The following is a 21,269-nucleotide window of genomic DNA, read 5'->3' on the forward strand; positions in this document are numbered from 1 at the left end:
GAGTGACGCCGCTGCGTGAGCGTGACCCTGTCGCCGCACCGGAGCCACCCGTTCGTTCGTTGACCAGCCACCCGAGCCCGACGCCGAGCGCTTCCCCCGCCCAGCCACCGGGCCCCCGCTTCGCGGACCGCGTAGACCCTGCACTGCGCCCCGCCGGAGAGGAGCCCTGTCACCACGTGACCGGCCGACCACCCGACTACCGAGCCGCGCCCGTCGAGCACCCGCTGGACTGCTCCCCCGACCTGTGCGAGGTCGGGCTCACCGAGGTCTGGCATCGGGAGATTCCTGACCAGCTCACCCCGCACCACGACGACGGCGTGCACACGCCCACCTTCACGTGGTCGCTCGAGCAAATCGACCAGATCGACTCGGTGACCGGGGCGCGGGTGGCGGGCGAAGCGCGGGCTCGGATCGGCCTGGGCCTGGAGTCGGTCGACTGGAGCGCCGACGAGCTCGACGGCGTCGCGCACGCGCTGCACGCGATGTCGCAGCGACTGCGCCGGCTGAACGGCGGCGTCTGACCGACTGCCCGAGCTACTGCTGTCCGCCGCCAGGGGTCTCGTCGCGTTCGGCGATGTCGTCGGGGGTGACGTTGCGGCGGGCCAGGTGGCGGGCGAGCTGCTCCACCATCAGCCAGTCCTCGCGGGTGAGGCCGTCGAGGACGTCTTCGGGTAGTGCTCGGCGTTCCCCGCCTCCGGGTGCGCCCATAGCCGCACGGATCCTCGCGTAGATCTGGTCTGCGGTCTGGTCGTGGGCGGCGGTGGCGGAGGCGAACGCCCACAGCTGGGGACCCTTGGCGCGGCCGGCGTGCCCGGACATCCAGCGCAGGATGGTGGTGTGGGCGACCGAGCCGCCGCGCTCCTTGATCCGCCTCGATATTTCGACCACGGGCATCGGCTGGGGGGGCCTGCCCAGCTGGTCAGCGGCGAGCTCGCCCAGCACGCGCTGGCGCTCTTCGACGATGTCGCGCACCGTCTCGCCGCTGGTCACAGGGTGCCACCCTCACTCACTCGCGAGTCGTCCACAAGGCCCCCCACACGTCCGTGCTGTGCACCGGCGCGCACACAACGTACCGCCCGGACGGCGGTGTCAACACACCGACACCCGCCCTGCGTGGCCCTCTTTGGTTTCCTTTGGCCCCGGTGTGCGCTAGTGTGTTGTGCACGCACAGCGCACTCTCGACGAGACGGCAGGCCCGATCGTTACCCGCGCGGTGCGCGCACTCACACAGCCCTGAGGGGAGCGGGATGAACTGGAAACACCAGGCAGCCTTGTCGGTCACCGATATGGCCGAGCTGCTCGGCGTGGCGCGCTCGGGCGTGCAGCGCCTCATCAACGACTGGGCGTTCGGCGACCCGTCGAGGCTGCCGACGCTGTCCGCCGAGGGCAACCGGCCGACCCGGCTCGTGCCCACCGAGCGGTTCCAGGCGTTCCTGGACGGGAACCGGCAGTACCCGCCCGGGGACCCGCGCGGCCAGCAGGCCGGCGCGAGCACGGCCGGGGCGTCGTCGTGAGCGCCCTGCCCCCGCTCCCCCACGGCGTCGACGTGTTCCACCAGGCGCCGTCCCCGCAGCTGCTCGACGCCGTCTGCGGCGCCTGCGCCACCGAGCGCTGCCACCCGGTTGCGACCGTCGGGTGGGTCGACGCCCTGTCCGGGCAGTGGACGGAGACCGTGGTCGGGGCGGCGTGCCTCGCCGACGAGGTCACCGCGGCCGACGAGCGGCGCGCTGAGGGCTCGCAGCCGGTCGCCGTCGACGTCCCCGCGTGGACGATCCACGACCTCGCCCGCGACGCCGGGATCACCCCCGCCACGGCACTGACGTGGTGGCGGCTGGGCTACCTCACCGAGGCGCAGACACCGATCGGGGCCCGGGAGTCGCTGACCCCGCAGCGCTTCCTCGCCGACGAGGTCCGGCACGCCCGGGCGCTGTGGGAGCTGCACCAGGTGGGGCTGACCGACCCGGCTGCGGCGCACCTGCTGCTGTCCGGGACCGACGCTGACCGTGCCGTCGCCGCGGCGCTGGTGTCCGCGCTGGCGCGAGAGACTGCGGTGGCGTCGTGACCAAGTCGACCCCGCGTGAGGCCGCAGAGCTGTCTCCCGACGACCTCGCCACCTGGATCGTCGACCGCATCGAAGGTCCCGCGTCGTCGCGTATCCGCGCCGGACTACACGACGACATCGAGGCCGCGATCGGGTACCGCGATCACGCCCGCGCGACCGCCGGGGGCGAGGCCACGGGACCCGGAGACCTCGCCGGGCTGCGCGAGGACCTGAGGTACGTCACCGATCAGATAGAGGGCGGCGAGGCTGTGATCACCCTCTCGATCGCCACTCGTGTCGCGCGAGCTGCCCTCGCCCTCGACGCCCATCGCTGTGCGGGACCTGCGGTCGAGGTCGCGGGCGAGGAGGACGGTTCGGAGGACGAGAAGCCGGGACAGTGGATCACCGACGAGTTCCGTCGTGCTCAGGAGCGTATGGCGACAGTGCCGCCGCACGCCCGACCGATGTGGACGCGTGGCTCGTTCGGTGACCGCGGGCGCTTCGACGCCCCCGCCGCCCCGCCGGCCGAGGGCGAGGCCGGGAGGAGAGACGCCTACGGGACCCTCGTCCTCGCCGCGCTCGCGGCCACACGCGTGATCCCCGACGGGGAGCTGCGCAGCGGGTGCGTCGTCAGCGACGGCGGACAGGTGCGAGAGCAGCTTCGTGCCGCCGTTCGCGGGGTGAAGGTCGCCCTCTCGGACGCCACCAGCCCAAGCCCGGAGGCCGTAACGCACCGCCTAGCTGTGAGCGAGGCGGGGGACTGGGTGCATGACACAGCGTGCTGCGGCGAGCCACTGAACGCGCTCCGGTCGCCGTTCCTCCTGACGTTGACGATGGAACGCACTACGTGCGCCCCCGTCCCGCCCGCCTCCCTGTCGGTCGGGGACGAGGTCACGAGCCAACAGCAGCTCGGCGCGCTGCCGGTGGGGGCAGTCGTGCGCGACGACGTGCGCGACCTGTGCGAGCGGTTCGTTCTGGGCGGCTCGTGTGGCGGCTGGCGCTGTGACGGCGCAGAGACGGTCCCTGCGCTCCCCGCTCGCGTGCTCGACCTCCCTGGCGGCGAGTCGTGAGCGCCGCCGACATCCCCTGGCGCCCCGGGGACGACGAGACCCCCGGCCAGCGCACCCTCCGCCACCTCTGGGAGGGCCACGGCGGCGGCTACGACGACGTCTGCCCGCACAACTGCCCGCTCTGCGGCGGCCAGGGCTGCCGGCCGATCCGCCCCACCTACTGACCCGCGCCCCGACCAGGAGACCACCATGCCCGACACGCCCGTTCCTCTCGCCGACGCCCTGCTCGTCGTCGACGCCGTCTCGGCCTACGCGAAGGCCGCGAAGACCGCCGAGACCGAGGCCCGCGACCGCATCGCCACCGACTACCTCACGCAGGGCGACCGGATGACCATCCGCGACCCACGCACCAACGCGAAGCTCGGGACCGTCTCGATCACCGACCCGCAGGCCGTAGCGGAGGTCGACGACGAGGAGGCCCTGCTCGACTACATCGCCCACGAGCACCCCGAGGCCATCGACTGGACCCGCACCGTGCGCCCGGAGACGATCGGCACGGCGGTGGCGGTGCTCGCCGAGCACGCCCCCGAGCTGCTCACCCCGCCCCGGCGCACCGCCGCCGACTGGGCCCGCGCCGAGGCCCTCAAGCTGGCCGCCGACAGCGGCGAGCCGATCCCCGAGGTCGCGGTCCGGATGAAGCGCGGCCACGCCATGGTTCGCCACGAGCGCGACAGCCTCGACCGCTATCGCGAGCTCGTGGCGGCCGGGACGGTGGACCCGCTCCGCGCGCTGCCCGCCGCCAGCGTCGACGCCGGCCAGGTGGCGTGATGGCCGCCAGCACGAGCAAGCCGGACACTCTCGCCGCAGCGCTCGCCGCCTTCCAGGAGGCGCTCCCGCGCGTCGAGAAGGACAACGTCGGGGTCATCCCCGGCAAGGACGGCAAGCAGGGCTACAGGTACGACTACGCCGACCTGGCGGACATCTCGGCGATCGCGCTGCCGATGCTGGGCCGCTTCGGCCTGTCGTGGTCAACGAAGCCGACTGTCAACGAGGCCGGGAGCTTCGTGCTGGAGTACCGCCTGCGGCACGCCAGCGGCGAGGAGGACATCGGCGCTTACCCGCTGCCCGACCCGACCCGGACGCCGCCCCAGCAGGTGGGCTCGCACATCACGTACGCCCGCCGGTACGCGCTCTGTTCGGTGACCGGCATCGCCCCGGGCGGCGAGGACGACGACGGCGCCGCCGCGCAGTGCGGGCACACCAGCCGGGGCAACGGAGGCCAGACCGGCGGCGGATCGAACGGGCACACGAACGGGCACACGGCGAACCGCTCGCAGCCGAGCGAGCCCGCGCGGGACGTCGCCGAGGCGGTCGCCGAGGCCACTCGACGTCTCCTCTCGGCGGACACCGAGAAGAAGGTCGAGTGGGTCGTGGGGAAGGTCGCCGAGCACGGTGACGGCGAGCTTGACGCCACGTCCCACGTCCCGGCCGACGACCGCGAGGCGATGGGTATCGGCGAGGGCGAGAAGCTGACCCTCGACGACCTCTGCGCCTACGTCGGCGGCTACTGGGCGAAGCACGGCCACGGGCCCCGTCAGGACTCGGACCAGGCCCTCGCCGCGGTCGGAGCCAACGCATGACCGCCACCATCACCACCCGCGAGCTCACCGACCGGGAGCTCGAGGTCCTCGTCGGCGTCGTCGACGGCCTGACCAACGGCGAGATCGGCAAGCGGCTCTACCTGTCCGAGGACACCGTCAAGAGCCACCTCGTGCGGGTCCTGCGCAAGCTGGGGGTGACGAACCGGGCCAGCGCCGTCCGAGAGGGCCTGTGCCGGGGCCTGGTCACTGTGCCCGGCGTGGTGCTCGTCGGCATGCCGTCGCTACCCCCGGACCCGCGGCCGTGCCACCCGCAGCACGACCCGTCGATCGGGACGGTGACGCTGCGGGCCGACGACCACGACGCCGCGCATCTGGCCTCCGCGATCCGCGGCGGGCTGCCGGTGGCCGGGATGCCGGAGACGGCGCGCCTGCAGGCCCTCGACGCCATCCGGCGCCTCGCCGGCACCGCGACCGGCTGACCGACCATTCGGCGACCGAGCCCGCCGCTCAGGGCCTGTGCGTTGTGCACGCACAGAGACGCAGTAGCCTCCGCCAGACAGACGAAGGGCCGAACCGCTTGCCCACGGTCCGGCCCTTCCGACCACATCGACTTCCCGGCAAGGACATCAGATGCAGAACTCCATGCTATTCGGCACCGTCAACCCCGACGATCCGCACGAGCGTGGGCGGCGTGTCGAACGCCCGTGGGCGCTGCCCTGGATCGACGGCACCGAGACGTGCGCCACCACCGACCCGGACGCGTTCTTCCCCGAGCTCGGGGACATGGCGAAGGTCAACGCCGCCCGGGCGCTCTGCGGGCGCTGCCCCCGCCAGGACGCGTGCCTGACGTGGGCGCTGACCGCGCCGGAGAAGTACGGGTACTGGGGCGGGACCAGCCGCAACCAGCGGGCCCGGCTCGGCGAGGACATCGAGCAGGGGCGGGCCACGCTCAGCGACGTCGTGGAGCGGGTCACCGCTGGCAACCACGTGCTCGCCACCCGCAGGCGCATGGAAGCCGCAGCGGCTCGGCGGTCGGCGTGAGCTGGCCGGACGCCGTCCCGGGCCAGCCCGACGACCACACCCGCGAGGCTCGCTCCGACTACGAGCGCTACCTCTGGGAGGCGCGCCGCTACTCCCCACCGCCGGTCGACCCGCGGTGGAACGACCAGGGCCCGACCGCCATGGCGATGGCCTCCCCGCGTCGTCGCGCGCAGTACCTCGACCCGATCGCCGACCGCGAGGTCGGCGCCGCCTGACCCACACCCCGAGGGCCCGGCGGCGCGCTCCCCCGCACCACGCCGGACCCGTGAGCACCACGGAGCAGCGCATGACACCGATGCCCGAGCGGTTCGACCCGAGCGATCCGACAATGGTCGAGACGGGGCGGCGGTTCCCGTACTCGACCGTCGGCGACTGGGTCGCGCTCTCCGAGGTCTCGCACCTCGCAACGCGCGTCTACTGGCTGCTGCGGATGCACTGCAACCGGGCCCGTGGGGACGAGCGGGCGTGGCCGTCGCAGCGAACCCTCGCCGCACTCGCGCGCACGAAGAAGGCCGACACGGTGGGTCAGGCCATTCGAGAGCTGACGGAGCTGGGCGCCGTCGAGGTCACGGTGGTCCGGACTCCGACGGGGCGTCGGAACATCTACACCGTGCACGAGAGCCCTCCCGAGGGCTACTCCGGCCCGGTGCGCCACGGGGAGATCTCTGCAGGTCAGGGGACATGACCCGGTCTGAGGGGTCACCCCTAGAAACGGGTGACGGGTGCCCCGCTCTGAGGGGTGACCCATGACCCCGCAGAACGGGCGAGAAGTACCTGAAGGGGAACCACCTGAAGTTGAACCAGCCGCTGCCGCGGCGCTCCGCGCCTTGCCCTCGATATCTCCCGCGGCCTGACGGCCTCCTCCCCTTGCAACTCGACCCGAGCAGGTTGACCACCACCCGCGTGCGCGCGGAGAACAGGAGACCCAGCGATGGAGTACGCGACCTACGACGAGAAGGCGGCCGACGCCGCCGTGCTGCGTCCGACTCCCGAGCACCACTACCCACTCCCGTGGCGAGTGGCCGAAGGCAAGCCGCCCAGGGTGATGGTCGTGTGCGCCGAGGGCCACTGCACCTGCGAGGCGCCCACCTACGCCGCCGCGAACCTCATCGTCCGAGCCGTGAACGTCTACGGCTCGGCCCTCGCCGAGGACTTCGCGTGACCGACCGCGAGCTCGACATGGCCCGAGTCGAAGCCGAGCGCCACCCGTGTGCGTACGTGCTGCCCGAGCAGCTGCGTCCTCGCGCCGCCCGTAAGCGCGCCCAGCGCGACGGCGACGACCGCGCGTGGCGCTGCGGCGCCCAGGCCGGCGAGCCGTGCCGGAACCTGCTGACCGGACAGCCGCTGCGCCACCAGGCCGCCCACGACGTCCGCCTCCGCGACGCCGGGGTGGAGCTGCTCCCGGTGCCGTCGCACCACCTCGCCGACTAGCCGTCGCTCGCCCTGTGCGTTGTGCACGCACATGTAGTAGCATCGTCCACGTGGGCCGCCCGCATGGGCGACCCGAGAACGGAGAGGGGCGCCATGCCCACCACCATCAGCCCGGCCCTCGACGTCGACTGCTCGATGTGCGGGCGGGCCGGGCGCTGGGACCCGTCCACGCGGGTCGTGAAGCGCCGCGGCGGGCGGTGCGTGCTGCCGCCCGCGTTCGTCACCCCGGCGTCGCACCCGAAGGTGCGGATCCACCGGTGCCTGTGCGGGGACCCGGCGTGCGCGGTGGCGTCGTGACCGCCGTGGACTCCCTCGCGGGTGTCTCCACCCTCGGAGACCCGGGTTCGGCCGCGAGCGTGGCCGCTGGGCCGTCGTTCTCGGCATTCCTGGCTGCACGCCGCCAGCTCGACGCGGCAGGCGGGTTCGAGCCGACCGCGATGCCCGACCACCTCTTCGACTTCCAGCGCGACCTCGTCCAGTGGGCCGTCCGCCAGGGACGCGCGGCGCTGTTCGCCGACTGCGGGCTCGGGAAGAGCCCCATGGCGCTCGCGTGGGCGGAGAACGTGCTGCGGCACACCGGCAAGCCGGTGCTCGTCCTGACGCCGCTCGCGGTGTCCTTCCAGCTCGAGCACGAGGCCGGGAAGTTCGGGCACGACGCCGGGACCTCGCGTGACGGGTCGGTGCCCGCCGGCATCACCATCACGAACTACGAGCGCCTCGAGCACTTCGACACCCACCGGTTCGGCGGAGTCGTGTGCGACGAGTCCAGCGCGCTCAAGGCCTTCGACGGCAAGCGGCGCGCGCTCGTCACCGAGTTCCTCCGTACCCACCAGTACCGCCTGCTGGACACCGCGACGGCCGCCCCGAACGACTACACCGAGCTCGGCACCTCGAGCGAGGCTCTCGGTCACCTCGGCTTCATGGACATGCTCGCCCGGTTCTTCACCAACGCGATGCACACCTCCACCCATCGGGTCGGATGGCGGCGCACCCACGGGGCGCCGGCCGCGATGGAGCGGCAGGCCTACCGGCTCAAGGGCCACGCCGAGGACGCGTTCTGGCGTTGGGTCGCCTCGTGGGCGCGCGCCGTCCGGCGGCCGTCCGACCTCGGGTTCTCCGACGACGGGTACGAGCTACCGCCGCTCAACGAGCGCACCCACGTCATCGAGGCCACTGAGACGCGCGAGGGTGCGCTCTTCGACGTCCCCGCCCAGGGTCTGCACGAGCAGCGCGAGGAGTCGCGCCGCACCATCACCGAGCGCTGCGAGTTCGCCGCCCAGGTCCTGGCCGACGCCGACGTGGCCGTGGCGTGGTGCCAGCTCAACGACGAGGGCCGCCTGCTCACGCGGCTGATCGACGGCGCGGTCGAGGTGTCCGGCTCGGACCCGATCGACGCCAAGGAGGAGAAGCTCGCAGCGTTCGGTCGCGGTGACATCCGCTGCCTGGTCACCAAGTCCAGCGTCGGGGCCTGGGGTTTGAACTGGCAGCACTGCCACGACACGACCGTGTTCCCGTCGCACTCGTGGGAGCAGTACTACCAGCTGGTCCACCGCTTCCAGCGCTACGGACAGCAGGACCCGGTGACCGTCCACCGGATCGTCACCGAGGGCGGCCGCGCCTCGCTCGACAGCCTCGAGCGGAAGGCCGGTCAGGCCGACCGCATGTTCGACGCGCTCACCGCGCACATGCGCGACGCGCTCACCATCCGCCGCTCCGAGGAGCACCCCAACGCCGTGGAGGTGCCCCCGTGGGCGTCTTGAACCAGGAGATCACCGACCGGCACGCGGTCTACAACGGCGACTGCCTCGAGGTCCTGCCGTCCTACCCGGACGGCTCGATCCACTGCTCGCTGTACTCCCCGCCGTTCGCCGGGTTGTTCCACTACACGAGCAGCGAGCGCGACCTGTCGAACGCGCGCAGCTACCCCGAGTTCCTCGAGCACTACGGCTTCGTCGTCGCCCAGCTGGCCCGGATCACCATGCCCGGCCGGTGGACGCTGGTGCACTGCACCGACATCCCCAACAGCAACACCGGCCGCGGCGACAGCCTCACCGATTTCCCCGGCGACATCATCCGCCTGCACGAGCAGCACGGCTTCACCTACGCCGCGCGCTACCACGTGTGGAAAGAGCCCCTGACGGTCCGCAACCGGACCATGGCCAAGGGCCTAGCCCACCGCACCATCGTCGAGGACTCCTCGCGCTGCTCGGTCGCCAACGCCGACTACCTGCTCGGGTTCCGCCGCAAGGGCGAGAACCCGGTGCCGATCGAGCACCCGGTGGGCCTGCTCGAGTACGCCGGCGAGCGCACGCCGCCGGCCGAGGTCCTGCGCTACCGAGGGTGGACCGGCAAGCAGACCGAGAACCGCTTCTCGCACTGGGTGTGGCGTCAGTACGCCTCCGCGTTCTGGGACGACGTCCGCCTCGACCGGGTGCTGCCGTTCCGCGAGGCCCGCGACGACGAGGACGAGAAGCACGTCCACCCGCTCCAGCTAGACGTCATCGACCGCGGCCTCGAGCTGTTCTCCAACCCCGGCGAGCGCGTCCTCACCCCGTTCATGGGCGTGGGCTCCGAGGTCCACGAGGCCGTCCTGATGGGCCGTCAGGCCGTCGGGATCGAGCTCAAGCCCAGCTACTACCGCCAGGCGCTGCGCAACCTCGCGGCCGCCGCCGAGCAGCGCGAGAACCCGGCCGACCAGCCCGAGCCCCTGTTCGACCTCACCACCGAGGAGACCCCGGCATGAGCCCCACCGTGCACGTCAGCGACGCGGCCGACGCCGTAACGATCGAATGGCCCGACCGGCCGGGCTACGTCGTCGTGGACCGCGAGGGCCACGTGGACCGCCACGCGTTCGCCCTCCCGCCGTTCTCTCGCCGGCTGGTCGACCCGGCCGCCGACGAGAAGCCCGCCGAGGCGCAGGCGGTGACCCGGTGAAGGCCACCGTCACCGCCGGCGCGCTGTCCTCGGCCGCCGGGTGGGTCGCCCGCATCGTGCCGGGACGCCCGACGGTGCCCGTGCTGGGCGGCGTGCTGATCGAGGCCACCAGCGACGTCGACCGCGACGAGGTCAGCCTCTCGGCGTTCGACTACGACACCGCCGGGGTCGCGCGGCTCGCCGATGGCGTGCTCACCGTCGACGAGCCCGGCCGGGTGCTCGTGTCCGGGCGGCTGCTCGCCGCGGTGGCGAAGACGCTGGGGTCGGGCGAGACGCCGATCGTGCTCGAGGTCGGCAGCGACGGCCGCTGCGCGATCGTCGCCGGCCGCTCGCGGTGGGACATGCCGACGCTGGCGATCGACGACTACCCGGCGATGCCGGTGGACGTCGACGCGGTGGGGCGGGTGGACGCTGCGGCGTTCGTTGCGGCGACCGAGCGCGTGCTCGATGTGCCGAACGACCACCAGGGCACCATCAAGGCCCTCGGCGGTGTCGCCATCGAAGGTGTGGCCGACGGGCCGCTCACGCTGGTTGCCACCGACCGCTGGCGCCTCGCGGTCGCCGAGGTCGACTGGACGCCCGCACCCGGCCTCGAGCAGGTCCTGGTGCCCGCCCCCGCCGTCCGGCTCGCGGCCGGCGCCGTGGCGGGCACGTCCGGCGAGGTCGAGCTGCTGGCCAGCGCCGGCACGTTCGGCGTCCGGACCGCGGAGCGCACCCTGTCGACGCGGCTGCTGGCCGAGTCCTACCCGCGCTGGCGCAACCTCGACATGACCCCCGACAAGAAGGGCCACTCGTTCGTCGCCTCAAGCACGGTGGCCGTCGCCGACCTCCGCGCCGCGATGACGCGCGCCTCGGTGATGCTGCCCGACGCCGGGACGCTCGACCTGCGGTTCACCGCCGACGGCGTCGAGATCACCGCGGGCGGGGACGACGGGCAGGCCGAGCACGTCGCCGACGTCGCCGCGCACGACGGCGAGGAGGTCGTCCAGCGCCTCAACGCCCAGTACCTGCGGGAGGCGATCGACGGGGCGGGCTCGGAGCATGTCCGCCTGGACCTTCCGTCGGCGGCGAAGGCGGTGCTGCTGCGCCCGTGCCAGCCTGACGGCACGCCGCTGCCCGCCTACAGGCACACCGTGATGGCGGTCCGCCGCACCGACGCCGCGAGCGTGGCGGCATGATCATCGACGGATTCGCGGGTGCTGGCGGATGGGATGAGGCGATCCGCAAGGCGGGCTATGACGGACCCCTGGTCGGGATCGAGCTTGCCGAGGCCGCGTGCCGTACCGCCGAAGCCGCAGGGCACATCAGGGTCCGCGCGGACATCGCCGCCGTCCCCGTCGACCTCATCGGAGAAGGGCCCGTGGACGGGCTGGTGGAGAGCCCGCCGTGCCCCACGTTCTCCAGCGCGGGCTCCGGTGCGGGCCGCAAGCTGATCGCGCTGCTGTGCGAGGCCATGACGCGGATGGCGCGCGGCGACGGCGAAGTGCCCGCAGGAATCGCCGAGAAGGCCGAGGCGATCCTGTTCCCGCACGCCCCGAAGCCCGAGTCCGCCGAGGAGTGGGCGAGCGCTCAGGGCACGATGTCGGCGCTGTCGCTGCAGCCGCTTCGGTGGGCGCTCGCACTCCGGCCGCGGTGGATCGCGCTCGAGCAGGTCCCGGAGGTGCTACCCCTCTGGCAGCACCTCGCGCATGTCCTACGCGGCTTGGGCTACTCGGTGTGGTGCGGCGTCCTCAACAGCGCCGACTACGGGGTGCCGCAGACCCGCCGGCGGGCCATCCTCATCGCCCGACGCGACGGTCAGGCCGCTCGCGCGCCGGAGGCGACGCACAGCGAACGGGACGACGACAGCCTGTTCGGGTCGCTACCGCGGTGGGTGTCCATGGCCGAGGCGCTCGGCTGGGACGGCGCCGCACTCAAGAGGGACCGCGGCCGAGGGTTGGCCGAGCGGCACGGCGACCGGGAGTCGCGCCCGATGGACGCGCCCGCTTTCACGGTGACGTGCGGGGACGGCGGCACCGGGACGCGCATGTCGTGGGTGATGTACACGGCTGGCCAGACGTCGGGCGAGAGCGCGGGCTTGGTGCCTAGGGAGCCGTCGGAGCCGTCGGCGACTATCACGGGCAAGGGCACCGCAGCGTGGGTCCACACCCGCCCTGCGACCACCGTCTGTGCCGATCCTCGCATCGGTCATCCCGGTCATCCCGGTCATCGCGACCGAGCGGGCGGAGAGGCGCAGTTCACCCGCGAATCGGTGCGGGTCACGGTCCAGGAAGCGGCCGTGCTGCAGGGGTTCAGGTCCGACTACCCCTGGCAGGGCACGAAGACGCAGCAGTACCAGCAGGTTGGCAACGCGATTCCCCCGCCGCTCGCTGCTGCAGTGCTGCGGCGCCTGCTGATCGATCAGACGGCGGGGGTGGCCGCATGACGCCCCGCCGTCCCTCCCTGGCCGCCCTCGTCGTCACCGGCCTGGCCTCGGCGGTGCTGGACGGGCCCGTGGACGCCCTGAGCCGTGCGTGGCAGGTGATCCACGATGCCCCGTGACATCACCCCGGAGCAGCGCCGCGTGTTCGACGCGCTCGCGCACCTGATCAAGGTCCGGGACGGCCGACCGCCGTCGTACCAGCAGATCGCGGACTCCGTCGGCCTGGCGAAGTCGACGGTCCGTCACCACGTGGCCCGGCTGGCGGCTGCGGGCTGGGTGGAGCTGCCGCCGCTGGGCGAGGCCCGGGGCCTGCGGGTGCTGGCGAGGAGGTCGTCGTGACGACGTTCGAGGGCCGTCTCCGACGGGAGACCGACGAGATTGAGGGCTACTTCCGGTTCGAGGTGCCCGGCGAGCCGATGCCGAAGTCGCGGGCGCGATACAACGGCCAGGGGCCGAAGGTGCGCGCCTACACGCCCACGGCTGCCGCAGAGGCCGAGCAGGTCATCGCCTGGCGCTACCGAGCGGCGCGCGGGAAGGCGATCGTGGCGGACGATCGCAGTGGGTTCGGATTGGCCTGCACCTTCTACGTCGAGAAGCGGCAGCGGCGCGACACCGACAACCTGATCAAGCTCGTGGCCGATGCCTTGAACGGAGTCGTGTGGGCTGACGACAGCCAAGTCACCGAGGTCAGTGGCCGAACCGTGCACGGCTCGGATCAGCCCCGAACGGTGGTTGAGCTGTACCTGACTGGCGATCTCCCCGACTACATCCGGATGGTGTGCGAGGGCTGCGGGTCCGAGTACCGCTCCTACGCCTCGTGGGAGCGGAAACGCCGGTACTGCTCGCCGACGTGTCGCACCGAGGCGCGTCGCCTGGCTGCCACCCGGACCTGCGAGGGGTGCGGCGAGCCCTTCCGAGGACGACAGCAGAGAGGCGAGCCCAAGCGGTTCTGCACGCGGGCCTGCTATCGCCGACACACAACGGTCGCTTTGGTCTGCGTCCGATGCGGAGGTAGTTACCGGAAGCCTCAGTCGCTGCATCGGGCCAACCAGAGAACCTACTGCTCAGCGCCGTGCCGGATCGCGGCCCAGCGCGATCAGCGGAAAGTCGGGGCGCAGGGCCAGTGCGACGCGTGCGGCGGACCGACGACGAAGAAGCACTACATCCGCTGCCAGGCATGCAAGAGCGCCCGCCGGCCCGCGCTGGTGGTGGAGACGCCGTGACGGGCCGCGCCCTGCAGTGGGGCTACGAGGACGGCCTGCGGGCCGAGTTCGGGTTCCCGGCCACGACCGAGGAGCAGCGGGCGAGGGCTCGGCTGTTCGTCGCCGAGGCGGTGCCCCGCACAGGCGGGACCGTCAACGACTTGATGGAGGCGCTGGCGATGCTCGGACTGGTCGACGAGCAGGGGAGGCCGACGTGAGCCGACGACGATGGGCACCCCAGGAGCCCGGGCCCTGCGGCGACTGCGGCACGCCGGACGACGAGTGTCAGGGACCTACGCGGTTCTGTTGCGGCACCTGTCAAGGAGGCTGGGGCGAATCCCACCTCGGCCTCACTGAGCGCATCGCCGGGCCACTGGACCTCCTGGTCGGCCGGAAGTGCCGCGCGCGCCTGCACGCCCGCAACGCGGGCCCCGACGGCTACTTCGGACGCTGCGAGCTGCGCCGACACGACAACTACGTCGCACACGCCCTGGAGCGCGGCATGTACTGGGTTCGCTGGCAGAGCAGCGGCGACATCGTGACGAAGACGTGGAGTACGCCATGACCCGTGCGACGGCCATCCCCGTTCTGTGGCTCGACCTCGACGGCACCGTCCGCAAGAGCGTGGACGAGCTGGGCCGGTTCGTGAACGGCCCGGAGGACGTCGAGCTGTTCCCCGGCGTGATCAAGCTGATGAAGGCGTGGAAGCGCGGCGGGGGCCGCATCGTGGGCGTCTCGAACCAGGGCGGCATCGCGCTCGGCCACGTCACCCCAGAGCAGGTCCAGGCCGCGATGCTGCGCACCCACGAGCTGACCGGCGGCCTGTTCGACAAGATCGCGTGGTGCTCGCACCACCCGGCGGCGCAGCACCCCGAGATGGCGCGCTGCTGGTGCCGTAAGCCCGCGCCGGGTCTGCTGATCGAGGCCGGACTGGCGCTCACCGAGCGCCACCGCGACGAGATGTACCCGCCGTACATGGCGCTGATGGTCGGCGATCGGGACGAGGACCAGGAGTGCGCCCGGATCGCGAACGTCGACTTCCAGTGGGCGGCCGAGTGGCGAGCGGAAGCGTCATGACCGTCCGCTTCGACGACCTCGACACCGGCTGGCGCTTCTCGGCGGTCCGCCCGCCCGACATCCGCATCGAGCTTCACTGGGTGCACGCGCGCGGAATGTGGTTGCAGGGCACGGTGGTCGGTGACGGCGCCCCGACCCAGGACCCGATCCCGGTGGCCCTGCGGTCCCCGGAGGGCCTGGACGACGAGGAGCGGCGTCAGGACGCCGCCGAGATCGCCCGGGAGCACCTGGAACGGCTGGGGGCGTGGACGCGATGAGCGCGCCTACCGAGGCCGACGTGCTCGCGTGGCTGCGCCGCCGCTACACAGCGGTGAGTCCTGGCAACGGACCGCGGTACGTGTTCGCCACTCACGTTCGGAGCGCAGCTGGCTTCGACGCCATGCGCACCGCCGACGCCGTGGTCATGGACACCTGGCGATCCGGGCGATGGGAGCTGCATGGCCACGAGGTGAAGGTGTCCCGCTCCGACTGGCTGCGGGAGCTCAAGGATCTCGGCAAGGCCGAGGCGGTCGGCCGATTCTGCGACCGATGGTGGGTCGTGGTGCCGGACGCGTCGATCGTGAAGACGGACGAGCTGCCCGTGGACTGGGGGCTCTTGGTCGTCGCACCGACGCGCGCGCGGACGGTCAGGCAGGCCCCGAAGCGTGAGGCCGAGCCGGTGTCCCGCTCCTTCATGGCCGCGCTCATGCGGGCCGCCGTGCGCACGGCGAATGCTGGCGCATGACCCTCCGTCGCTCAGGCCCCCTCCAGCGCCATTCCCCCCTCACCGGTGGCGGCGACCTGTCCCGGGTGACACCGCTGCGCAGCGAGACGGGCCTGAGCCGCACGGAGCCGATCCGCCGCACCTCCCACCCTCGGGAGGGCGGGAACGGCGCGCAGCGGCGCTCAGGGCTCGATCCCGACGTCCTCACGTGGGCGCAGGTCCGCCCGATCGCGCTGGAGCGCGACGGCTGGCGCTGCGTCGGGTGCGGCTCCCCCGGGCCGCTCGACTGCCACCACCGATCGAACAAAGGCATGGGCGGGTCACGGCTGCTCGACCACGTCGCCAACGCGATCACGATCTGCGGGCCTGGGAACGCCTACGGGTGCCACGGGTTCGCGCACCGCTACAAGAACACCCACGCCGCCGCATCCGGGCTGTCGGTGCCGCAGGGCGAGGACTTCCGGCAGTGGAGCGTGCTCTATCCCGATGGCGGGTGGTACCTGCTCGACGACGACGGCGACCGGACGAGGGTCGCATGACGGCCTGCACGAAGGTCTGGTACGCCTTCGAGGGGCAGGCGGCAGCAGCGGCGCGGTCCTTGGCTCGGCGCACCGGGACCACCCAACTTCGGCCCTACCAGTGCAAAACCTGCCGGGACGGCACAGGGAAGCGTGCCTGGCACATCGGGCATAGCATCCCGCGTCGCGTCCGCTCCGGCGGTCGGCGCAAGCGGAAGGGCGGCGGACTGTGAAGGTCTGGCGCTGGCCAGCGCGGCGGCGTTGCCACGGCTCAATCTGGTGCTGCCAGTACGTCGACGGCCCGCTGTGCAACGGATCCCTGGACCCGCATCGGGTCGCCCGGATGGTGCGGGCGTGGCACCAGCGCCGCATCTGACGATGCGCCTACGGTCCGGACCGTGACCGACTCCCTCACCGTTCTGGACCGTCTCCTGGCCGCCGGCATCAGCGAGGACCGCGCCCGGGCGTGGCTCACCACCGGCGTCCTCGTCGACGGCGTCACGGTCACCGACCCGGAGGCGCCCGCCGCACCGCCCGCGCGGGTCGTGCTCCCGCCGGTCTGACAACGCACTACGGCCCCCCGTGACGCGGCAGCCGGCGGGTACCTCCTCGGCCCCTGGCCTTCGGCACCGGTGACGCGCCTCCGGGGGCCGAAGGCGGGCAGTCCGGGAGGGGACTCCGATTGAACGGCTGACGGTGGCAGCACCGACTCCGATCTCCCGAGACCGCAATAGCCAGTCTACGACGACAAAGGCCCCGCCCACCCGTGAGGTGAGCGGGGCCGTCGTGTGCCCGGAGTCAGCCGCAGTCGCGGCCGTCCACGTCAGCAACCCGCAGCTCGGCGACGTACTGCGCGGAGGCGTCCCCGCCGTCGCGGTACACACCCGTGTGGCGAGCGGCCACCATCACGAGCCCGAAGTCCCGCCCGTCCGGCATGCGCAGGTAGCGCAGCGGGCGGTCGTACCGGTCCAGGTCCACGTCCGGCTCCTGTCTGAGCTCCACGTGCGTTCCGGACGGCAGGAGACGCCGCGCCTCGCCTGTGGCCTCACCGCCGCCACGGGTACCGCGCTCGCAGGAGTCGATCCCGAGCAGTCGCACAGCCACCTCGCGGCCGTCCTGCGTTACCCGCACCGTGTCACCGTCGACGACCCGCGTTACCACCACCTGCTCCCCCGTCACGCCGGCGAGCGCGGTCGGGACCGGGCCGGCACACGCCCCCAGCGCCACGCTCGCGACCGCGGCCATGAAGGCGAGACGCGCCGTGCGGACGCTAGTTCCGGAACCGTCGACGCGATCCGCGCCCCGACGCACCCGGGCGTGCACGCGCGCGCGTGCCCGGGCGCGATACGCGGAACCCGCGCACGGCGCCACCAGAACTACGAGCCGATGCAGGAATCCGCGAACACGCTCGCGACCTGCAGCGTTCCTCATCGTGCCCCCGTTCCCGAACCGACCGGGACGCGATCCGACGGCCAGTCTTCCTTCGGGATCGCCTTCCAACGGGTGGCCTTGCCGTTCCCGTCCCGCTGCGCCTTCCCCTCACGCTCGAGCTGCCCCAGCACCTTCGACGCCCATCGCGGCGAGTAGCCGTGCACCGACGCGATCGCCGACGACGCCACCCACCCCTGAGTGGCGAGGGTGCCCCACACCGCCATGAGGGTCTGATCATTGGTGGTCATCCGCCGCCGCGCTGGCTCCCGCACCGTCTCCGGCTCCGGGACGGTCTCCGGCGCCGGGGGGACGGCGGGGAGCTCGCGGGCCGCAGCGCTGCCCTCGACCGTTGCAGGCCCGCCCGCGGGGTCCTCGAGCGCCGGCCGCCCCCCCTCCTCGTCGTCGTCCCCGTCGGTGTCGGTGGCGTCGTCGAGGGACTCCCCTTCTCGCTCCGGAGGTCGCCGGTTCCGGTTCACCCACAACGGGTGATCAGTCAACGCCTCGGGGGACGGCTGGTGGTCCTTCCACGCCTCCACCATCGTCGCGATCGTGGCGTCGTCGAGGTAGTCGACCCGGAGCCGCTGACCACCGGACTCCGTCGTCGGACCGATGTGATGCGCGGTGCCGGGCTTGTCCATCGGAAACGTCGACGTCCGCGCCAGCGCGAGTGGCACGATCTGGGCGGCGTCCTGATCGCGGGCGCACCGGAACACCGTCCGGAACATCGTGAGCTGCTGCTTCGCGGTCTCCCCGCCCAGGGACGCGTCCACGCCGTACTGGGTGGTGCCGCGGACCTTCCCGGCGTACTTCCGGAACAGCCGCAGCCCCGACGTCCACAGCGCGACCCGCTGCTGAACCTCGTGCTCGGCGTTCGCCGCGTCGATGAGGCTCGCAGTCTGGTCGAGGAGCTGCGGGGCGAACATGGACGCGAGCTCGTCGGCGACGATCGTGAACCCGGGCCGCTTCTTCGACGGCTTGTGGAACCGGCTCCGCATGTTCGCGCCGCGGTGCTCGCACAGGGCGATCACCCACCGCAGCGAGTCCATCGCCTGCTCCGGGGTGTAGCAGAACCACACCGTGCAGTCCGCCCAGGCGCGGAGCTCGGCGGCACCGTACGAGAAGTCCCAGACGATCAGCATGTCGTCGACGGCGCGCGCAGAGATCGCGCAGTCGACGTTGGCCTCCGACGACTTCCCCGACCCGGTGACCCCGATCGACACGCGGTGCTGCCCGCCCGCGCCCTTCCCTTCCCGGCCGTCGAGGTACAGGGCGGTGTTCACGACCTCGCCGTCGTCGGTGGTCCCGAGCCGCTTCGGGCCGGCGATGCGGTCCATCGTGAGGTCGAGGGGCGGGGCGACGGTCTCCCGAGCCACGGTGCGGACCACGAACGTCACCTCCGCCTCCCGCTCGGACTCCTTCATCGTGACGTCGCGTGCGCGAACACCGAACAAGGCCGCGATCCGCGGGATCGAGGCCCGGTACATGTCGTGGGTGTGCAGGCGCCGATCCTCGCCGCGCTTCGGCGACACCTTGAGGGAGAACCATCCCGCGCCGGCGGCGAGCGCCCGGGCCGCGGTACCCGGCAGCCCGACCTCCGCGCCGTCGCCCCACGCGGACACATCGAGCTCCACCTCCACCGACAGCCGCACGCGGCGATGCTGGAACCACGCCGCCCACAGAGGGGCGAGCAGCACCAGCCCGACCACGGCGAGCCACACGGTGGGCCCGAACCACGACACCGCCGCCGACCACCCCCCCGCCGACACGAGCGCGCCGATCGCGAACACCCGCTCCACGTTCCGGCGGCCGGACAGCCACACCCGCTCCCACTGCGACGACGACTCCAACGGCTTCGGGACCGCGGAGCGCTGCGGCAGGTCCGGGATCGAGCATGCCGACACCCACACCCCCCACACCCACAGCGCCGTGAACACCGCCGCCGCCACCACGTACAGGTGCGCCAGCGTCCCGACGACCCCGAGACCCACTGCGACCAGCGGCGGCAGCGTCACGTGCCGGGTGGTGCGCAGCGTCTCCGACCACCCGGCGATGACCTCGTGCGCCGGCCGCGGGGCCACCGGCTGGGTGGGGCTCACCGACGACCACCCAGCGCGGCCTGGCCGCCGTCACGGAAGTTCGGGGCCACCGCCGCGATTTCCTCGGCGGCCTGCTTGCCCTCCTGTAACGCGTGCTCGGCGGACAGCACGTAGGTCGTGGCGAGCGCGAGCTCCCGCGAGATGTTGTTGTCGATGCCCTCCGCGTTCCGCATCGTGTCCGTCGCCCGCAACAGCGCCTCGGACTCCCCTCGGATGTGCAGGGTGGCGGCCTCGAGCAGCGGCGGCACGTCGTGAATCTGCAGCCGCTGGGCCGACACCACCACGCTTGAGCCGACCCCGAGGGCGTAGGCGGAGCCGGTGTTGAGCTGCGACTGGATCGCGACCACCGACGCCCCCGAGTCCCCGTTGCCCCGGTAGTCCGGAGTGATCGACGCGAGGTAGGTGGAGTGCTGCGCGGCCCGCTGCAAGCACTGGACCGCGGCCATCATCGCCTGCATCGCCCGAAACAGCGCCTCGGAGATGCGGGTGTCGGCCCCGTCGGCGTTCTTCGACCGCTCCCACGCTGCCGCGAGCACGTACGCCTCGCCCTGGGCGTGCTGGGCGCCTGCGTCGAGCAGGGAGGGCAGGTCGTGCACCTGCAGCGCTTCGCCGCCGTTCGCGACGACGTCCGATCCGGCGACCGCTGAGGTGCCGGACTGGGACGGGACGACTGGTCGGGACATGGTTCCTCCGGTGGTGAGCGGTGTGGATGTCACTCGGATCGGCTCCACCGCTGTGGGGCCGTCCTGGTCGGTGTCGGGGGTCTCGTCGGGCGTCCAGCGGCAGCGGGTGAGGTGCCCGTCGAACTGGGCGGCGGTGCCGTCCCACCCGCACTGGCAGTGGATCAGCCACCTCTGGGCCTCGCGGTTGCGGCGACGGTCACGCCAGGTGTCCCGGAGCCCGGTAAGCCATCCGCGGGCTATCGACATGGGATCTTCGGTGACCCACTCGAACCCGGGCGCCTGCCCTGCGGGCCGGGGTCGTGGGGTCGCGAACGCCGCCCATCCGTGCGACGACGTCTGCGCGCCGCGGTTCCGGAACGGGCTCCGCGACTGCGGTTCCGGCACATCCCGGCCGTGCGCGTTCTGGTGGTGCGGCACCCACTCCCACCGCGGCAGGCGCTCATCGCAGTGGTCGCAGTCCCGCGGTCGGGCGCCGAACCCGAACGCGGCGACGTCGTCACGCCACTCACCCCACCGAGCTCGACCCGGGGCGAGGACACGACGAGACAGGAACCGCCACGACGGCACCAGCACCCGGCGTCGGGTCGTGGCCCACGACTTCCGGGTCAGAGACCACCCGGCCTGGCCAGCCCGCCACGACACCCGCGCCACGGCGGCGATCACCGAGACGACCACCTGCACGTCGCGGACCATCCGCTGACGGCGCACCTGCCGTTCCACCGCGGCCCGATTCCTCTGCTCGAGCCGGTCCGCCCGGGCCCGCGCGGCGGTCGCACGACGCTCTGCCCACGTCTGTCCCTGCGCACCGCTGGGCTTCGCCGGCCGAGTCGGGGGCCGCTTCGTCCTACTGGGACTCATCGCCGATCCACCGTCGACACGACGCCCGACGTCGGCGCAGACGTCTCACCGGGGGCGGTGCTCGTGATCGCCCCGTACAGGATCGCCCCACACACAGCGGCGGCCACCACGGCGAGCGCTGGGGCGCCGCGGAGCCGAACGAGGACGGCGAGCCCACCGAGGACGACCAGAGAAAGCAGGATCACGACGGTCGACATCGGGACTTGAGTCGGCAGCACCTC

The 21,269-nt window shown here is 72.4% G+C and carries 32 protein-coding genes; 28 read left to right on the forward strand and 4 right to left on the reverse strand.

Annotated features, from left to right (window positions below):
- Positions 1-176: 176 nt before the first annotated feature.
- On the forward strand, positions 177-521 hold the full coding sequence (locus WCD41_RS06525; protein ID WP_337712588.1) for a hypothetical protein: 345 nt from the start codon (positions 177-179) through the stop codon (positions 519-521).
- A 13-nt stretch (positions 522-534) separates the two neighbouring features.
- Here the strand turns inward: WCD41_RS06525 and WCD41_RS06530 are convergent, their stop codons facing one another.
- Entirely contained in the window at positions 535-990 is a 456-nt protein-coding gene (locus tag WCD41_RS06530; RefSeq protein ID WP_337712589.1) for a hypothetical protein, read from the reverse strand.
- A gap of 281 nt (positions 991-1,271) precedes the next feature.
- On the opposite strand from WCD41_RS06530, the gene WCD41_RS06535 reads away from it, so the two are divergent.
- The 27 genes from WCD41_RS06535 to WCD41_RS06665 all read left to right on the forward strand — a co-directional run bounded on the left by WCD41_RS06535 (position 1,272) and on the right by WCD41_RS06665 (position 16,543).
- Complete coding sequence (locus tag WCD41_RS06535; protein WP_337712590.1) at positions 1,272-1,514, forward strand: helix-turn-helix domain-containing protein; 243 nt, start codon at positions 1,272-1,274, stop codon at positions 1,512-1,514.
- Positions 1,511-2,062, forward strand: a complete 552-nt coding sequence (locus tag WCD41_RS06540) for a hypothetical protein (protein WP_337712591.1) — start codon at positions 1,511-1,513, stop codon at positions 2,060-2,062. The genes WCD41_RS06535 and WCD41_RS06540 overlap by 4 nt, the downstream gene beginning before the upstream one ends.
- Complete coding sequence (locus WCD41_RS06545; RefSeq protein ID WP_337712592.1) at positions 2,059-3,111, forward strand: hypothetical protein; 1,053 nt, start codon at positions 2,059-2,061, stop codon at positions 3,109-3,111. Before WCD41_RS06540 ends, WCD41_RS06545 begins: the two co-directional genes overlap by 4 nt.
- Positions 3,108-3,275: a hypothetical protein gene (locus WCD41_RS06550; RefSeq protein WP_337712593.1), complete on the forward strand. Its 168-nt coding sequence runs from the start codon at positions 3,108-3,110 to the stop codon at positions 3,273-3,275. The genes WCD41_RS06545 and WCD41_RS06550 overlap by 4 nt, the downstream gene beginning before the upstream one ends.
- Positions 3,276-3,300: 25 nt before the next feature.
- A complete protein-coding gene (locus WCD41_RS06555; RefSeq protein WP_337712594.1) occupies positions 3,301-3,879 on the forward strand; it encodes a hypothetical protein in 579 nt (192 codons plus the stop codon).
- On the forward strand, positions 3,879-4,691 hold the full coding sequence (locus WCD41_RS06560; RefSeq protein WP_337712595.1) for an ERF family protein: 813 nt from the start codon (positions 3,879-3,881) through the stop codon (positions 4,689-4,691). Before WCD41_RS06555 ends, WCD41_RS06560 begins: the two co-directional genes overlap by 1 nt.
- Positions 4,688-5,131, forward strand: a complete 444-nt coding sequence (locus WCD41_RS06565) for a helix-turn-helix domain-containing protein (RefSeq protein ID WP_337712596.1) — start codon at positions 4,688-4,690, stop codon at positions 5,129-5,131. The genes WCD41_RS06560 and WCD41_RS06565 overlap by 4 nt, the downstream gene beginning before the upstream one ends.
- 151 nt (positions 5,132-5,282) lie before the next feature.
- Positions 5,283-5,693 (forward strand): WhiB family transcriptional regulator, encoded by a 411-nt coding sequence (locus WCD41_RS06570; RefSeq protein WP_337712597.1) that lies wholly within the window; start codon positions 5,283-5,285, stop codon positions 5,691-5,693.
- On the forward strand, positions 5,690-5,908 hold the full coding sequence (locus WCD41_RS06575; protein ID WP_337712598.1) for a hypothetical protein: 219 nt from the start codon (positions 5,690-5,692) through the stop codon (positions 5,906-5,908). Before WCD41_RS06570 ends, WCD41_RS06575 begins: the two co-directional genes overlap by 4 nt.
- A 50-nt stretch (positions 5,909-5,958) precedes the next feature.
- A complete protein-coding gene (locus tag WCD41_RS06580; RefSeq protein ID WP_337712599.1) occupies positions 5,959-6,378 on the forward strand; it encodes a helix-turn-helix domain-containing protein in 420 nt (139 codons plus the stop codon).
- Between the two features lie 246 nt (positions 6,379-6,624).
- Complete coding sequence (locus WCD41_RS06585; protein WP_337712600.1) at positions 6,625-6,855, forward strand: hypothetical protein; 231 nt, start codon at positions 6,625-6,627, stop codon at positions 6,853-6,855.
- Positions 6,852-7,124: a zinc finger domain-containing protein gene (locus WCD41_RS06590; protein ID WP_337712601.1), complete on the forward strand. Its 273-nt coding sequence runs from the start codon at positions 6,852-6,854 to the stop codon at positions 7,122-7,124. Before WCD41_RS06585 ends, WCD41_RS06590 begins: the two co-directional genes overlap by 4 nt.
- Before the next feature lie 93 nt (positions 7,125-7,217).
- Positions 7,218-7,421 carry a hypothetical protein gene (locus tag WCD41_RS06595; protein ID WP_337712602.1) on the forward strand — a complete coding sequence of 68 codons (204 nt, stop codon included), beginning with the start codon at positions 7,218-7,220 and terminating at the stop codon, positions 7,419-7,421.
- Complete coding sequence (locus tag WCD41_RS06600; RefSeq protein WP_337712603.1) at positions 7,418-8,884, forward strand: DEAD/DEAH box helicase; 1,467 nt, start codon at positions 7,418-7,420, stop codon at positions 8,882-8,884. The genes WCD41_RS06595 and WCD41_RS06600 overlap by 4 nt, the downstream gene beginning before the upstream one ends.
- Positions 8,872-9,867: a DNA-methyltransferase gene (locus tag WCD41_RS06605; RefSeq protein ID WP_337712604.1), complete on the forward strand. Its 996-nt coding sequence runs from the start codon at positions 8,872-8,874 to the stop codon at positions 9,865-9,867. The genes WCD41_RS06600 and WCD41_RS06605 overlap by 13 nt, the downstream gene beginning before the upstream one ends.
- Positions 9,864-10,058: a hypothetical protein gene (locus WCD41_RS06610; RefSeq protein WP_337712605.1), complete on the forward strand. Its 195-nt coding sequence runs from the start codon at positions 9,864-9,866 to the stop codon at positions 10,056-10,058. Before WCD41_RS06605 ends, WCD41_RS06610 begins: the two co-directional genes overlap by 4 nt.
- A complete protein-coding gene (locus WCD41_RS06615) occupies positions 10,055-11,236 on the forward strand; it encodes a DNA polymerase III subunit beta (protein WP_337712606.1) in 1,182 nt (393 codons plus the stop codon). The genes WCD41_RS06610 and WCD41_RS06615 overlap by 4 nt, the downstream gene beginning before the upstream one ends.
- The gene (locus WCD41_RS06620; protein ID WP_337712607.1) at positions 11,233-12,483 is read left to right on the forward strand and encodes a DNA cytosine methyltransferase; all 1,251 of its coding nucleotides are present in this window, start codon (positions 11,233-11,235) and stop codon (positions 12,481-12,483) included. Before WCD41_RS06615 ends, WCD41_RS06620 begins: the two co-directional genes overlap by 4 nt.
- Before the next feature lie 105 nt (positions 12,484-12,588).
- Complete coding sequence (locus WCD41_RS06625) at positions 12,589-12,819, forward strand: LexA family protein (RefSeq protein WP_337712608.1); 231 nt, start codon at positions 12,589-12,591, stop codon at positions 12,817-12,819.
- Complete coding sequence (locus WCD41_RS06630; protein WP_337712609.1) at positions 12,816-13,703, forward strand: RusA family crossover junction endodeoxyribonuclease; 888 nt, start codon at positions 12,816-12,818, stop codon at positions 13,701-13,703. Before WCD41_RS06625 ends, WCD41_RS06630 begins: the two co-directional genes overlap by 4 nt.
- Positions 13,700-13,900: a hypothetical protein gene (locus tag WCD41_RS06635; RefSeq protein ID WP_337712610.1), complete on the forward strand. Its 201-nt coding sequence runs from the start codon at positions 13,700-13,702 to the stop codon at positions 13,898-13,900. Before WCD41_RS06630 ends, WCD41_RS06635 begins: the two co-directional genes overlap by 4 nt.
- Positions 13,897-14,247, forward strand: a complete 351-nt coding sequence (locus WCD41_RS06640; protein ID WP_337712611.1) for a hypothetical protein — start codon at positions 13,897-13,899, stop codon at positions 14,245-14,247. The genes WCD41_RS06635 and WCD41_RS06640 overlap by 4 nt, the downstream gene beginning before the upstream one ends.
- Entirely contained in the window at positions 14,244-14,759 is a 516-nt protein-coding gene (locus tag WCD41_RS06645) for a hypothetical protein (protein WP_337712612.1), read from the forward strand. The genes WCD41_RS06640 and WCD41_RS06645 overlap by 4 nt, the downstream gene beginning before the upstream one ends.
- Positions 14,756-15,016 carry a hypothetical protein gene (locus tag WCD41_RS06650; protein ID WP_337712613.1) on the forward strand — a complete coding sequence of 87 codons (261 nt, stop codon included), beginning with the start codon at positions 14,756-14,758 and terminating at the stop codon, positions 15,014-15,016. The genes WCD41_RS06645 and WCD41_RS06650 overlap by 4 nt, the downstream gene beginning before the upstream one ends.
- A complete protein-coding gene (locus tag WCD41_RS06655) occupies positions 15,004-15,483 on the forward strand; it encodes a hypothetical protein (protein WP_337712614.1) in 480 nt (159 codons plus the stop codon). The genes WCD41_RS06650 and WCD41_RS06655 overlap by 13 nt, the downstream gene beginning before the upstream one ends.
- 65 nt (positions 15,484-15,548) lie before the next feature.
- The gene (locus WCD41_RS06660; RefSeq protein ID WP_337712615.1) at positions 15,549-16,001 is read left to right on the forward strand and encodes a hypothetical protein; all 453 of its coding nucleotides are present in this window, start codon (positions 15,549-15,551) and stop codon (positions 15,999-16,001) included.
- A gap of 377 nt (positions 16,002-16,378) precedes the next feature.
- The gene (locus WCD41_RS06665; protein ID WP_337712616.1) at positions 16,379-16,543 is read left to right on the forward strand and encodes a hypothetical protein; all 165 of its coding nucleotides are present in this window, start codon (positions 16,379-16,381) and stop codon (positions 16,541-16,543) included.
- 235 nt (positions 16,544-16,778) lie between these two features.
- Here the strand turns inward: WCD41_RS06665 and WCD41_RS06670 are convergent, their stop codons facing one another.
- The 3 genes from WCD41_RS06670 to WCD41_RS06680 form a co-directional block, all read right to left on the reverse strand.
- Positions 16,779-16,958, reverse strand: a complete 180-nt coding sequence (locus tag WCD41_RS06670; protein ID WP_337712617.1) for a hypothetical protein — start codon at positions 16,956-16,958, stop codon at positions 16,779-16,781.
- Positions 16,959-17,407: 449 nt separating this feature from the next.
- Positions 17,408-19,507, reverse strand: coding sequence for a hypothetical protein (locus WCD41_RS06675; RefSeq protein ID WP_337712618.1), 2,100 nt, complete (start codon positions 19,505-19,507; stop codon positions 17,408-17,410).
- Positions 19,504-20,190, reverse strand: a complete 687-nt coding sequence (locus WCD41_RS06680; protein WP_337712619.1) for a hypothetical protein — start codon at positions 20,188-20,190, stop codon at positions 19,504-19,506. The genes WCD41_RS06675 and WCD41_RS06680 overlap by 4 nt, the downstream gene beginning before the upstream one ends.
- Positions 20,191-21,269 lie beyond the last annotated feature (1,079 nt).

Source organism: Actinomycetospora aeridis (assembly GCF_037400275.1).
Lineage (GTDB): Bacteria > Actinomycetota > Actinomycetes > Mycobacteriales > Pseudonocardiaceae > Actinomycetospora > Actinomycetospora aeridis.